At 47.0% G+C, this 14,316-nt stretch carries 11 protein-coding genes; 1 reads left to right on the top strand and 10 read right to left on the bottom strand.

Annotation, left to right across the window (positions count from 1 at the left end):
• Nucleotides 1-16: 16 nt before the first annotated feature.
• The 5 genes from FEM55_RS04320 to FEM55_RS04335 all read right to left on the bottom strand — a co-directional run bounded on the left by FEM55_RS04320 (nt 17) and on the right by FEM55_RS04335 (nt 7,034).
• A complete protein-coding gene (locus tag FEM55_RS04320) occupies nt 17-1,009 on the bottom strand; it encodes a DNA/RNA non-specific endonuclease (RefSeq protein WP_212748289.1) in 993 nt (330 codons plus the stop codon).
• A gap of 316 nt (nt 1,010-1,325) precedes the next feature.
• The gene (locus tag FEM55_RS25375) at nt 1,326-1,493 is read right to left on the bottom strand and encodes a T9SS type A sorting domain-containing protein (protein WP_374756467.1); all 168 of its coding nucleotides are present in this window, start codon (nt 1,491-1,493) and stop codon (nt 1,326-1,328) included.
• Between the two features lie 155 nt (nt 1,494-1,648).
• Entirely contained in the window at nt 1,649-4,066 is a 2,418-nt protein-coding gene (locus FEM55_RS04325; protein WP_138280062.1) for an FtsX-like permease family protein, read from the bottom strand.
• Nucleotides 4,067-4,296: 230 nt separating this feature from the next.
• Entirely contained in the window at nt 4,297-5,355 is a 1,059-nt protein-coding gene (locus FEM55_RS04330) for a response regulator (protein ID WP_138280063.1), read from the bottom strand.
• A gap of 8 nt (nt 5,356-5,363) precedes the next feature.
• Nucleotides 5,364-7,034, bottom strand: coding sequence for a sensor histidine kinase (locus tag FEM55_RS04335; protein ID WP_138280064.1), 1,671 nt, complete (start codon nt 7,032-7,034; stop codon nt 5,364-5,366).
• A gap of 317 nt (nt 7,035-7,351) precedes the next feature.
• Between FEM55_RS04335 and FEM55_RS04340 the strand changes: the two genes are divergently transcribed.
• Complete coding sequence (locus FEM55_RS04340; protein ID WP_138280065.1) at nt 7,352-9,100, top strand: hypothetical protein; 1,749 nt, start codon at nt 7,352-7,354, stop codon at nt 9,098-9,100.
• Nucleotides 9,101-9,221: 121 nt separating this feature from the next.
• On the opposite strand, the gene hemN is transcribed toward FEM55_RS04340, so the two are convergent.
• The 5 genes from hemN to FEM55_RS04365 all read right to left on the bottom strand — a co-directional run bounded on the left by hemN (nt 9,222) and on the right by FEM55_RS04365 (nt 14,315).
• The gene (gene hemN, locus FEM55_RS04345) at nt 9,222-10,589 is read right to left on the bottom strand and encodes an oxygen-independent coproporphyrinogen III oxidase (protein ID WP_138280066.1); all 1,368 of its coding nucleotides are present in this window, start codon (nt 10,587-10,589) and stop codon (nt 9,222-9,224) included.
• A 90-nt stretch (nt 10,590-10,679) separates the two neighbouring features.
• Nucleotides 10,680-11,387: a sulfite exporter TauE/SafE family protein gene (locus FEM55_RS04350; RefSeq protein ID WP_229209084.1), complete on the bottom strand. Its 708-nt coding sequence runs from the start codon at nt 11,385-11,387 to the stop codon at nt 10,680-10,682.
• A gap of 7 nt (nt 11,388-11,394) precedes the next feature.
• Nucleotides 11,395-11,844, bottom strand: coding sequence for a FixH family protein (locus tag FEM55_RS04355; RefSeq protein WP_138280067.1), 450 nt, complete (start codon nt 11,842-11,844; stop codon nt 11,395-11,397).
• A 2-nt stretch (nt 11,845-11,846) separates the two neighbouring features.
• The gene (ccoG, locus tag FEM55_RS04360) at nt 11,847-13,256 is read right to left on the bottom strand and encodes a cytochrome c oxidase accessory protein CcoG (protein ID WP_138280068.1); all 1,410 of its coding nucleotides are present in this window, start codon (nt 13,254-13,256) and stop codon (nt 11,847-11,849) included.
• A gap of 33 nt (nt 13,257-13,289) precedes the next feature.
• Nucleotides 13,290-14,315, bottom strand: coding sequence for a cbb3-type cytochrome c oxidase N-terminal domain-containing protein (locus FEM55_RS04365; RefSeq protein ID WP_138280069.1), 1,026 nt, complete (start codon nt 14,313-14,315; stop codon nt 13,290-13,292).
• Nucleotide 14,316: the final 1 nt, after the last annotated feature.

Consider the following 14,316-nt stretch of genomic DNA (forward strand, 5'->3'; position numbering starts at 1 on the left):
CAGTATGTAACCTTTTTTACAATATCACATTTGAGTAATCAGGTTTTACTGCAACTTGCTCAGAGGCCGAACGTTTTAATTGATTTTCGGACAGAGGTGTTTCGTATGTTTTCAAATAGGCAAAATCCAGATTGGTTCTTTCCATTAAATTGTCAATGGTTACCCTGTAAGTGCCTGGTTCGAACATTGCTTTTACTGCGGGAAGTGTTTCGATTAACTTGCCTTGCTCAAGCACGAATGCGGCAGCTCCCAGATTCCCGGATTTTCTGGTAAAAACTACTATTTTCCAGAATGCCAGAGGCAGGCGAACTCCCTTATACAAAGGGTCTGCGCTGTTCAGTATCGGGCCGGTAAATACAGTCAGTTTTTTGCTTTCCCGGTTCGCAAAATGAAGAATGTAATTTTCCAGACCCAGCCAGGTTTCCTCATTTTGATTAAACCGTTCGTGCTGCGGTGAACAATTGGTAAAATGAAAAGTATCCTCATTGGCCCGGGCTGCATTTGCACCCCAGACAGGGTCCAGCCGTCGGACAAGGTGTCCGCGATCCAGCGCATTTCGCTTGTATAACTCCTCCCCGATTTGTTCAGAATCTGCAATCCGCGCATCCAGATACCACTTGTCTCCGCCTCTTGCCAGTTCAACAGCACTTTCTCCGTTAATGTTGACTACCGTATAATATGCCAATTGCCGTTGCCGGTTCATCACAATACTGAAATTGGTATATGGCAGTACGGATGGATCTTCGCCATCTTTGGCATAGCTGTTCATGGCGGCGTTGTTTCTTTGCTCCTCTGTCAACGTGGGCAACGGTACCTTAAAGTCCAGAAAATCAGCATTGTACCCTGTATAATTTTCATAGTAGGAAATCGGCCTGGTAACCTCCGTAGCAGGCATAAGCTGATTTACAGTTATGGTCTTTTCAGCTTCTGAGGAGTAACTTACTTTTATCGAAATAGTTAATGGAATGGTCAGCATTCCTTCTGTCAGTGCAATATTCACAGATTCCATAGTTCATCTTGGTTAGTTTCCAGTTTAAAGCTATGAATTTCCGGGATGTGCAGGGTTTCCAAATTGTTAAATTAAATCCTGTTTGTTACCTGCAATAATGGTTTAACGAGATAAAACATGTTATTAGAATACGCGTCCATCAGCTTTGACTTGCTTACCTCCATTGGAATATAAAAGTATCAATCAATTCGCTATTGCTCGCAAGTACAGGCACTTAACCCATTTTGAAGGATAAAATAGTTAGAGAATATATGGATACTGAGGCAGTAACAAGCAAGACTGCCTGAATCTACACTTCATGGCAGCCTTGCTTTATTTACATGATAACATCCACCTGCTTTACGGATGTTGTGGATTGGTAAACGGATTTGCCTTCATTAGATAACAACTGTATACTTTTGATCCTGTTCATACTTTCAGATACAATATGGAGTTTGTCAGTTGCCGGATTTGGATAAACACTGATTGCATCTGCAAGTGTCACTGCAAAAAACCAGTGTTTATTTTCGCAACTATAACTTTAACAGCATTTTACCCGGATTTTAAACAGCAGTAAATAAATTGTAATAAGGATCCGTTCGGCTTGCAACCAGCAGTAATTTTATCAAACCACAAAAATTCAGATGATCTGTTCCTAAGCTATTCATTGCGGAGCGATTGTACCGGGTTCATCATGGCTGCTTTTATGCTTTGCAAACCTACCGTCAGCGATGCCACGACGATGGTCACCAGAAGTGCCAGCACAAAAAAGGCAGGACTGATTTCAATTTTGTATTCGAAGTTCTGCAGCCAGTCCCGGAGTACCCACCAGGCAACAGGCGTGGAAAGTAAAAATGCAATTCCGATCAGCTGTATGAATTCTTTTCCGAACAGCCACAAAATACTGCCTGTGCCGGCACCCAATACTTTGCGCACACCTACTTCCTTGATTCGTTGTACCACCATAAACAAGACAAGCCCGTACAATCCCATACAACCAATAAGCAACGCAATCCCGGCAAAAAAGTTGATCAGCTTGCCCATCGTCTGCTCCTCCCGGTAAGTTTCCTGAAGCTGGTCATCCACAAATGCTGATTCAAAAAAGCTGTTGCTGTAAACCTGATCGTAAGCCTTTTTCAACTGGCTCAGTGCCCGGCTGTAGTTGGCGGTACGGAGCTGAATGTTGGCCGAATGATAGCCAGCGGCCAGCGTACTTAGAAACATCGGACCAATTCGTTCTTTTAGATTATGCTGATTGAAATCTTTCAGCACACCTACAATTTCCAAGGGCATAGTCCTGCCATCCTGCACCCGCTTGTGCAGGAACTTGCCAATAACTTCCGCCGGCTGTCTGAAACCCAGCCGCTGCATGAATGTCTCGTTAACCAGTACTTCCCTTAAAGTGTCCGAAGGATGCAGATTGCGGCCTGCTAGCAGTTTCAGCTCATACAGGTTGATGTAATTTGCATCGATCCAGGTTTGCTGCGTTCCGTATGGTTCGTCCTCAGGTCTGGTGTCAAAGCGAACCGTTGTCTGGCTTGTCCAGCCGGACTGCGGCGGTCCGCCCATGGAATAGCTGAACTGACTTACATCAGGCAGCGCAGTTGCGAGGTTCCGGAACGCATTCATTTTACCAAGGTCCTGCACGGGCAGGTTCGGCAGGCTCACTGTCACAATAGCATCCTTACGGAAGCCCAGGTCTTTTTCCTGTACGTAGCTTAACTGGTTAGCAACTACGATCAGACCAATAACCAGCATTTGTGAAATAGCGAACTGCATGACGACCAGCCCGCGACGCAGGGAAAAGCCGCCGGCCTGCTGTGTGGTAAGTCGGCCGGCCAATGCTGCCACCGGACGGAAACCGGATACGATCAGAGCAGGATATACTCCTGCCAGAACAATGACAAACGCAACCAGAAGCGCCAGCCATCCTGTAACCGAAGGTGAAAAGTAAAATGTAAACCGGAAAGGGCCATGCAGGTAAATGTGCGCCATTGTCTGGCCGTACTGAAACAAGCTTATTGCCAAAGCAAGGGCCACCAGTACAATAAATGCCGTCTCGCCTATGAACTGCCAGAACAGCTGCATTTTTGTACTGCCCAGTACCTTTCGCACACCTATTTCCCTTGCCCGGCTGAGCGCCTGGGCAGTAGCCAGATTCACAAAATTGATACAGGCCGTACCAATCAACAGCATGCCGATCAACGTCAAGGCAAGCAACAAACCCTGACTGACGCCTCCATATTCAGGCAACAGATGCATCTTGCCAAAAGGCATGGCCGGATACGAGGTCTCTTTGATTTTTTCCGCATTGTATTTCCGGATAAATGCCGGCAGTTGCCGGTTCCAGTCCGTAAGAGTAAAGCGGTCATTGAACAAAGCAAAACAATGTGTGCTGCCGTTGGTATTGTCAAAAGCTTCATTTTCCGGACGAATGCCGGTCAGATCATGAAGTGAACCCCACGAGACCATAACCGAATAGGCCAGATCCGTATCATCCCTGTAATCAGCAAAAACCCCGACGACGCGGGCCGGAACCCGGGCATCGAGTTTGACGATCCGGTTCAGGACGTTATCCGTTGTACCGAAACATTTACGTGCCATTCCGGCGCTCATCACCACGGTGCCAGGCTGGCCGAGATCTTCCGGGCCGCCTGCCAGCCAGGTGTAGTCGAAAATTCGGAAGTAGGCCGGTTCTACAAATGCACCTCTGCTGCTGTTGTCCTTGATTTTCTTGTCCGCTTTTTTCCCCTCCGGTACGGATAGGATCGGCGAATACCACTCATCCAGCATGGCGACGGTTTCCAGCTCCGGATAATCGTTGCGTACGGCCTGTCCAAACCGGTACGGAATCCCCTGAATGTTGAACGGATCAGCGGACGTATTGAACCGGGAAGTAAATTGATAAATCCGGTCGTAATGACGGTGATGACGATCTGTTTGGTAATGGAAACGGACCAGGGCGAAAACAAGCATGGCGCAACCCATGCCCAGTGCCAACCCGGTGATATTAATCAAAGCGTAAGCCTGATTCTTGCGCAAATTACGCCAGGCGATTTTCAGGTAATTATGCAGCATATCGATTGATTGGAATAATCCGGCACAAGCATTTATATGCTGTATGTGTAATTATCATACCATATTCCAAAACCCGGATTGCTGCACATCAACGGCTGTTTGTTCCGGTAATCTGTGCGAATTCGGACAATCTGTGTCCGTTAATAAAGCAGTTTGACAGCAGTATGAATCTTACTATGCAGTATGAATCTTTTTATGCTGACTAAAATCCGGATGCATCGAATACAAGTCTAATTATACATGTTTTCCAGTCTCGAATAATCAAGAATCTGAATTTGCCCGGCGGTAATCGCAATCAGATTCTCATCTTTGAAATCACTGAGGGTACGGATCAGGGACTCTTTTGCAACTCCTGCAATTGCTGCCAGATTGTCTCTCGACAAATCGATGCTGAAACTTTCTTCTTTCAGCGGGTTGTACTTATTGTAATATTCAATCAGCGTATCGGCTACCTTTTTCCGGAGGGAATTGTAAGCGATGGCCAGCAGCTTGTCCTCCTTTTCGTTTACATTGTTTGCCAGAAGGGTAATAAAACGCTTCATGACAACCGGGTTGGACCCGATCATTTCCTCAAATTCTGCAACCGGTATAAGCGCCAGTTCCGAATCTTCCAGTGCCTCGGCCGTTTCACGGTACGTTACATTTTCAAGCAATGCCATATAGCCCAGAAAATCTCCTTCCTTGTAGAGGCCGGTAATGAGTTCCTTGCCTTCTTCATTTTTGCGAAAAGTCTTTATTTTGCCTTTATTGACATAGAAAAGCCGCGCGGGATGGTTTCCTTCGGTGTAGACCTTCTGTTTCTTTTTATAAAGATTGATGCTTCTGTTTTCTTTCAGCTTTTCCAGATAGCTTTCTCCCGCAGAAATACTGATCAGATCATTGAAGCCGGTCAGATTACCCTGAAATTCTCTTTTCAGCTGAGCCGTTTTTTTAAGCCTTCTGTCGATGGCATTCAGCAGTTCGGCTCCTTCAAAGGGCTTGGTAATGTAATCATCCGCTCCCAGATCCATACCTTTTCTGACATCTGCTCGTTCCGACTTTGCGGTCAGAAATATAAATGGGATATTCTGCAGGAATTTGTTTTTCTGAACCACATGAAGTACTCCGTAACCGTCCAGTACCGGCATCATGATGTCGCAAAGGATCAGGTCGGGCCTGTGCTGAAGCGCGAGATTCAAACCCTCTTTTCCGTTGTCTGCACTAAAAACCTGATAATTGGCCATTTCAAGTATTTCGGCCATGTTTTCCCGGATTTCCGTATTGTCTTCTATTAATAAAATCGTAATCATTATATTGGTTATTCTTGTGGCTGCAAAGGAAACACTACTTCAAAAGTGGTTCCTTCACCGATTGTACTTTCGCAACGGACGCTTCCGTTCATCAGCTCGGCATAGTTGCGGATGATGTGCAGGCCCAGGCCGGTTCCCTGAATATGGTTAACGTTGCTTCCCCGGAAAAAACGCTCGAACAGGTGCGCCTGATCTTTCGTGGAAATTCCGATGCCCTGATCGGTAATGGAAATTTTTAAAATATTTTCAAGATTGCTGCTTTTGATTTCTATTATTGAACCTTCGTTTGAAAACTTGATTGCGTTGGAAATCAGGTTTGTCACAATGTGGTTCAGCAATTTCGGGTCCAGCATCACTGCCTTTTCTCCCTGATGGGCATACGTAATTTCCTGTCCTTTTTTCAGGATGTCACTGAGCTGTATCATCTGATTCCGGATCGTTTCTTCCAGATCAAATTCACTGTTGCAAACCTGGATTTTTCCTTCTTCAATTTTACCGACCGATAAAAAATCGTCCAGGATGCTGTTCAGCATCTTAACAGCTGTCACAATGCGCTGCACATGCTTTTCTTTTTTGGCACTGTCGTCATGCTGGCTGTATTGTGAAAGGATAAAAGCGGAGGTAAGTACCGTACTCAGCGGCGTCCTGAACTCGTGCGATGCCATCGAGACAAATCTGGATTTAAGCTCACTCAGCTCCCTCTCCCTTTTCAAAGCCATTCTCAGATCCGTTTCTGCTTTCTTGCGCTCCGAAATATCAATGGCAATGCCCAGATAACCGTTGATCTGTCCGGTAACATCCCGCATGACATTGAAGGTTAACGAAACCAGAAACGAGGAATGATCTTTTCGTATAAAAGCAAGTTCACTTTCATTGGAAAGGCCTTGTACCGCCTTGGCAGCCAGAACAGAAAAGTCGGGATTCACTTCTTTTTTCAGCAGATGACTTTGTTCTTTCGCCCGTTTGGCTATTTCCAGCGGATCATAGAAAAGCAGCGGCGAAGCACGATCAATCACCTCCTGCGCTTTATAGCCCAGCTGCTTTTCAGCAGTAGGATTAAACATTTTGATGATTCCGTTTTCGTCTGTCACAAAAATAATCGGCTCGGCGTGGTGCCATATATTTTTCAGAAAACTGTTGGCCCGGCCGAGCTCCAGATCTTTTGCCTGCGTCTCTGCCACTACTTTCGCAAGGTGTTTTACCGTATTGCTCAGCGATTCCGTTCGCTGATGCACTTTTGTTTCCAGTTCGTCATTTAACTGGATCAGCGCATTTTCGGCCTCTTTTCTCTTGGATATGTCACTGACAAATGCAATTGTAAACTTGCCATTTTCATCTTCAATATTTCCGAGACTGACTTCAACCGGAAATTCGCTGCCATCTTTTTTGTTACCGAACAAATCCAGCCCCAAACCCATAGGTCTTTTTTTGGGATGCTCGTTATAGCCGGCAATATGCTGGTGATGCCGGTGATGAAAACGCGAAGGAATAAGCTTATCCACCGATTCTCCGATCAGTTCATGTTCCGAGTAGCCGAACTGCTGTAACAGAAAGGGATTGGCAAGTACGATTTTTCCTTGTTCGTTGGTAACAATAATACCTAGGGAAGCGCTTTCAAAGATGGTATTAAAGCTGATACGGACGTCATAATTCATAGTGGCTATTACTGAAGATAACATAGTCAAAGTTAGGAATAATTCTGATTTCGCCTGTACTGCCGGGTACCTTCATCCCCATACCAGCCTGTAACTGATTTATAATCTGCCAGTTTGTTCTAACATGCATGCCAATCCATTTTAATCAACCGTCTTTGATTTCTGCATAAAAATGCAGACGAGCGTCAGATACCTGCATCCATAAGGACTCAGCAGCTTTCACGCTTGCACCGGAATGACTTTAATCATCAGGTCTGCGAACCAATATCACCCGTTCTGCAAAATTTGCCGCCTAGTTTTGATTTCAAGATCAGTACGTCCAAACTTTAACCAGCCGCTGCATGCATACTTTTCATATTCCTGTTTTAGGATTGGGATACTCCGTAGATACCCCGATCAAAGTTGCCCATCTGGGTATATCTTCCGTCGCTTCGATTGTAGACGACGAAATGATCGAGCGGATGAGAAAACACCATACCCTTGAAAACGGGGAAATTTACACACCCATTCGCAGCAATGAAACCGATTTCAGAAGCCGCCGGATCACCGCTTATCTTGACCTGGTGGCGCGTAGGGTCGAACGGAATTTTCAGCACCTGAAACAACAGCCTTTTACCGCAGACACACTCATCACCCGCTATTTTGAACTGCTGCCCGACACTTCCACCCTCAAAAAAAAGTACAACAAAATGCTCCTGACCGAGTCCATGGAAGAACGTGTCCGGATCCAGGAGGAACTCAGGAACCAGCTGGTCAAAGGACCTATCGATGTCAATATCATGTCCAAGGTTGACAAGCTCAACAAGGATGTGCACGGAGTACTGCTTGACGACGCGTTTTCGGACGCATCAGCAGCCTTGCGCGGTTTTGCAAAAAGCAGCCTGCAGTCATCGGTTGTGCTCTCGGCAGGCATGAACCCTCGTCTGTATAATTATCTGGAAAGCTTTACTGAATTTTATCCGGATCAGTACGGGCGTTTTATGAAGAAGGTTATTTTGAAAGTCAGTGACTTCCGCTCCGCATTTATCCAGGCCAAATACCTTGCAAAAAAAGGAATCTGGGTTTCTGAATTCCGGATCGAATCGGGCCTGAATTGTGGCGGACATGCTTTTGCAACCGACGGCTATCTGCTTGGGCCGATACTGGAGGAATTCAAAACAAAAAGAAGGGAAATGCTGGCCGATCTGTTTGCACTGTACCATCCGGCGCTGAATTCAAAAAATATATGCATTCATTCCGTTCCTGATCAGATCATTACGGTGCAGGGCGGAATCGGTACTGCCGAGGAACACCACTTTCTGATGGAGCATTATGAAGTGGATGGCACAGGCTGGGGAAGTCCGTTTTTGCTGGTACCTGAAGTGACGAATGTGGATGAAGAAACATTGCGTAATCTGGTGGATGCGGATCAGTTGGATTATTACGTCAGCAATTCGTCGCCGCTCGGTGTTTTGTTCAATAACTTTCGCAAAAGCAGTGCTGAAAAGCAGCGGCTTAAAAGAATTGCAAAAGGAAGGCCGGGCAGTCCCTGCAACAAAAAATACCTCGTTTCCAATACCGAATTCACCACAGAGCCGATTTGCACGGCTTCCAGACAGTATCAGCAGCTGAAAATCGGACAACTCCAGTCGCTTGATCTTCCGGATGATGAGTACCGGCGGCAATTCCATGCGATTACTGAAAAACTCTGCCTTTGCGATGGATTGAGCACGGCCACTTTGATCCGGAACCATGAAATGAAAACAAGGGAAAACCGGGCGGTAGCGATTTGCCCGGGGCCTAATCTGGCCTGGTTCTCAGCTGTTTATTCGCTGGATCAAATGGTGCAGCATATTTACGGAAAGACCAACCTGCTTTCAGGCGTGGACCGTCCCCATATGTTTATCAATGAGCTGAACCTTTATACTGAGTATTATCAGAAAGAGCTGGAAACACTGGCGGTACAATTCAGTGAAAAACGGCAGAAGTATCTTGCCCGGTTCCGCGAACAGTTACTGGCGGGCATACAATATTACATGGATTTGTTTCCGCAGATGATCGGGCAGCTTGATGCGGCAAAGGCGGCCTTATTGCAGTACGAGCCGGCTTAGATACGCAAATACCTGAAAAAAGGAAATGCCTTGTTTGCAAGATGCGCAAACAAGGCATTTCCTTTTCCTGCTTCCAGATGAGAATTACTTGTCAACAGTCATTGTGACAGGCTGAACAGGATTATACCGTTTGGCTGAATAACTGCGTCTCGGGCTGACTTTCCCAAAGGCGGGCATCAAAAGCCATGCAGATATTGCGGACAAATGGCTTCCCTTTTTCGGTAATTTTCACGCCGTACGGTTCCAGCTCAACCAGCTCATCGAATTCCATTTCAGCAAGCCGCTCCACGGACCTGTAAACATCCGCACACACTTCACCGGGATTTTTCCATGAGGTCTCAAATTCCGTCATCAGCCTTAAAATATGTTTGCGGAGGATCAGATCGTCTTTTGTAAGCAGGTGCCCGCGGAAAACCGGAAGTTCGTTTGCATGGATTCTTGCATAGTAATCTTCTACTTTTTTCTCGTTCTGCACATATCCCCGCCAGCTGTCACTGATCGCCGAAGCGCCCAGGCCAATCAGTAACTGCGTCCGTGTGTCGGTATAACCCATAAAATTACGGTGCAGCCGTTTTTCCTGCTGTGCTTTGTACAGTTCGTCGGTTGCAAGCGCAAAGTGGTCCATGCCGATATCCTGATAACCTGACATTTCCAGTACATTCCGGCCGGTTTCGTAAATCGCCATTTTTTTATCGGGATCGGGCAGGTCTTTTTCAGTAAAACTCCGCTGGCCCGGTTTGATCCAGGGCACATGCGCGTAGCTGTAGAACGCAATGCGGTCGGGTTTGAGCCGGACCACACGTTGCATGGTTTCCATCATATAGCAAACTTTCTGATGCGGCAGCCCGTACACAATATCATAATTGACCGAAGTATAACCGATTTCGCGTGCCCTCAGCGTAAGTGCCTTAACCTGTTCGTACGTTTGCTGGCGGTTGATGATGGCCAGCACGACAGGATTAAAATCCTGCACGCCGATGCTGATTCTCCTGAAACCCAGATCAAACAAAATCTGCAGATGTGCTTCGGTTGTATTCCCGGGATGCGCTTCAAATCCAAACTGCGCTTTCTCATGCACGACGGAACCTTCCAGCAATCCCAGGATCAGTCTCTGCAGGTTTTCAGGACTAAAAAAAGTGGGCGTGCCTCCGCCAAGATGAATTTCCCTGATCACCGGTCTGGTATCGCCGAAAGCGGTTAAATACATGGCCCATTCAGCGAGTAAAGCCTCGATGTATTTTTTTTCTACAGCATGGTTAACCGTAATCCGGGTGTTGCAGCCGCAATACGTGCACAGGCTTTCGCAAAAAGGCAGGTGTATATACAGGCTGATGCCTTCCCCGGATAACCGGGATGCTGTGTATGTATGCTGTACCTGATCCAGCCATTGACGTTGGTCAGGAGGCGTTTTTTGCCAGTATGGTACAGTGGGATAGCTGGTATACCGGGGGCCCGGCGTATTGTATTTGAATAGCAGTTCTTTGTGCATGGCAATCGTATTTTGTTTGTTACTATAATTGATATCTAAATAGCCGGCGATCTGGAAAGCCAAACTTCTGTATACTTGGTAGTCAATGCTTTACTTTCCATGACATATGGTAATCTGGGCAGCGTGCGAACGGTCATTTTGAGGATACCGGATCAAAACACCGCGTAGGACAAGCCAGCAGCCGGCTATGGCAATGACTACCGGCGTGAACCGGTGAAAGCGGGATCGAAGCGATGGCGTGAACCTGTTTTTGAATAATCCAATCGCCAGCATCATGGGCAATGTGCCTAACCCGAATATAAACATGTACATTGCGGCACCGGGTACATTGCCGGTGGCGGCGGAACTTGCCAGCGCAAGGTAAACCAACCCGCAAGGCAGCAGTCCATTCAAAATTCCCAGAAAAAACCTTCCGCGCATTTTACGGCTTTGCAACACACCCGACATCTTTTTTTTCAGACAGGTGATTACGGCAGACCAGATTGCAGGCGGATGCAGCCACAAGCCAAGGTTTTTTGGCCAGAGCACATAACCCAGCATTCCCATCCCGGCGATGACCGACAAATAATTGAGATAACCCATCCATGCCACCACATTTCCTAAAAGGCCGACGACAGCCCCGAGCATTGCATAAGACAGCGCCCGGCCGGTGTTATAAAGCAGTAACCCATTCACTTTCCGCCAGCGGTTTCCTGCCTGATCCGGCAGGGCCAGCGCAATGGGGCCACACATGCCGATGCAATGAAAACTGCTCAGCAATCCCATCGATACTGCGAGATAAAGTAATGCACCGTTCACAAATCCGCTATTTTACATGGCTAATGGTTACAACATCTTCATTCCAGAAAGTCTGATCGCCGCTTTTCCAGTCAATTTGCAGACGGTAAGTGCCGTCCGGAATATCCGCAGCAGAAATAAACTGTACGCCGCCGGCTGCCGAAACGGCATATTGCCGGTCGTTCCTGTCATTGGACGGACAGTAAAGTCGTATCTGGCCCGACAAAGATTTCTGTTCCAGATTCGCCGGATAATTGACAGTAATTCCATGGCCGTCTACTTTCCAGACCAGCGGCTCGCTTAAAGCCCTGGCCCGTTTTACCTTATCGATCTTGTCCTGGAATTGAAGTTCTTCTTCATAGTAATGTTCGGTCGCCAGGTCGATTTTCTGCCCGACGCTCATGGTAACCAATAACAGGATCATGGCCACAAATCCCAGATAAAGCGTTACAATTCCGACTCCCCAATTGATTTTCATAATTACTCTCCGGCTAAAAACAGCGTTTCAAATTCTTCCAGCAGCTTATTTTCTTCGTACACGGCAAGCTTCAGAACCGTCTTTCTTTTCTTCAGATCTGCTCTGGGAACGTTGATGAACAAAGTCCCTTCCGACATTCCCGCCGCTTCCAGTGTGAGGTCCGGACTGCCTGCAAAGATCAGTTTACCCTCCGCATCTTTCAGCCGGATGTCAGGCTTTACGACATGATTGGTTTTGTTGAAAATCTTGAATGTATACAGGTTGCTGACCGTGCCGTCGCCATTTTCTATAAACTGGCTTCCCGGTGCGCGGAGCAGTAAAGTCTGCGTATCCGTCCTCGACACAATGGCAAATCCCAGCACCGACCAGAGCAATACAAGCACAGCCGCATAGCTGATTACACGCGCGGTGACGAGCTTGCCGGTTTTATTTACGATTGCATTTTCCGAAGTATAGCGGATCAGGCCGGTTTCAAGACCGACTTTATCCATGATCGTGTCGCAGGCATCCATGCAGGCTGTGCAGTTCACGCATTCCATCTGGAGGCCGTTCCGGATATCAATCCCCACCGGACATACCGCCACGCATTGGTGACAGTTAATGCAATCGCCTTCCGTTCTTTTCTGTCCTTTGTGCATTTTTCCACGCGGCTCGCCACGCCCGTAATCGTAGCCGACCACGATTGTATTGCGATCCATAAATACACTCTGCAAGCGGCCGTACGGGCATACTACCGTACAGGCCTGATCCCGGAGCCAAGCAAAATTGAAATAAAACAATGCGGTAAAACCAATGATCCCGGAGAACAGGACCAGGTGATTTTCTATGGGTTCGCGAATGATTTTTACCAACTCGTCCGTTCCGATCACATAAGCCAGCAACAGGTTGGCGATTGCAAAAGAGATCAGCAGGAAAAGGACGTATTTGGTTCCTTTTTTAAGGATTTTGGCTTTTGTCCAGGGCGCTTTGTCAAGCAATTTCTGTTTGGTCGCGTCCCCTTCGATGGCATATTCGATCTTGCGGAACACCATTTCCATGAACACCGTCTGCGGACAAGCCCAGCCACACCATAACCTTCCCAGGATGCTTGTAAAGAGCACAATGAAAACCATAAAGGAAAGCATGGCAAGCCCGAAAATCCAGTAATCCTGCGGACCGATGAAGATGCCGAACAGAATGAACTTTCGCGCCAGTACGTTGAAAAGCAACAGCGGCTGATCATTCACCCGGATAAAAGGCCCTGAAAAAAGCAGGGTTAAAATCAAAACAGTAAACCAGACCCTCCGGTTGTGCCATTTGCCTTTTGGCTTTTGAGGATAAATCCAGTTCCGCTTCCCGTCCTTGTTCACAACGTTGAACTGATCGCGGAAAGAAGGGTCGTGGCCGGAAGTAGCAAAGGTTTGAGAACTCATTGTATTGGTGCGTTGCACTTGGTTAAGCCGGATTTAATTTGCGGCAATTTTTTCATCCGTCATCAGTTCTCCCTGCGGCTCTTTCGGATTGGCCGGCGTTGATCCTTTCAGCGTCATAACATAACTCGCCACTTTCTGGATATCCGTTGGCGAAAGCTGTTTTTCCCAGGAAATCATTCCTTTTTCAGGCACGCCGTATTTGATCGTTTTGAAAATATTCTTAATGCCGGTGCCGTGCAGCCAGTAGTTGTCTGTCAGGTTCGGGCCTACCGTTCCGCCGCCGTCCATGCCATGGCAGGCCGAGCATTTTTCCTGAAAAGTTTTCTTTCCCTCGCTTACTATTGCCGGATCGGTAAGCTGTGCAACGTTGTTTTCGTCCATGCTGGCGCCTACCTTTTCCATATAGATCTTTTTGTCAATCTCCGCCTGCGCCATTTCCTTGTCCAGCTCCGCCAGTTGAAAATCGCCGATTCCGCTGTAGTAGTAAGCAAAGTAAGCAATGGCGATCACGATCGTACCCGCAAAAAGCGATTGCAGCCACGGCGGCATACGGTTATCGAGTTCATGAATGCCGTCGTAGTCATGGCCTTCAATAATCAGGTGTTTTTCATCTGCCGGCATGACGCTCATTCCTGCAAATTTTCTCCACCAGGAAATCGTTTCCCTCGTTTTGCTCTGAGCCGCTTTCTTATTTTTAGTAAACTTATTCAAAGTACTTAAAGCACTTGCCAGCGTAATAACCAGCTGTACGGCAACGAAAAACGACACAACCAGCAACAGATAGAGCACGATTTCAGTACCGCTGATGTTCTGTATTTCGGCTATGGGCGCCTGTGCAAAAGCAGAAACGGAGATCATCAGTAAGACAGCAACGGTCAAAATACCTTTTTTGATGACTCCATCGTTCAGCGGCATGCTTTCCAGTTTCTTCAATGTCTTTTTGTCCATCCGTAAAACAAAAACAAGCAGCGACACAAAGAAGAGAAAAAAGATAATGAGCGAAATGAGCGGATAAATGCTTATTCCGGATATGGTTTCGAGGTAGTTACGAAATTTCATG

Origin of the sequence: Dyadobacter sediminis, from assembly GCF_005860765.1 — a bacterium.
Classification (GTDB): domain Bacteria; phylum Bacteroidota; class Bacteroidia; order Cytophagales; family Spirosomataceae; genus Dyadobacter; species Dyadobacter sediminis.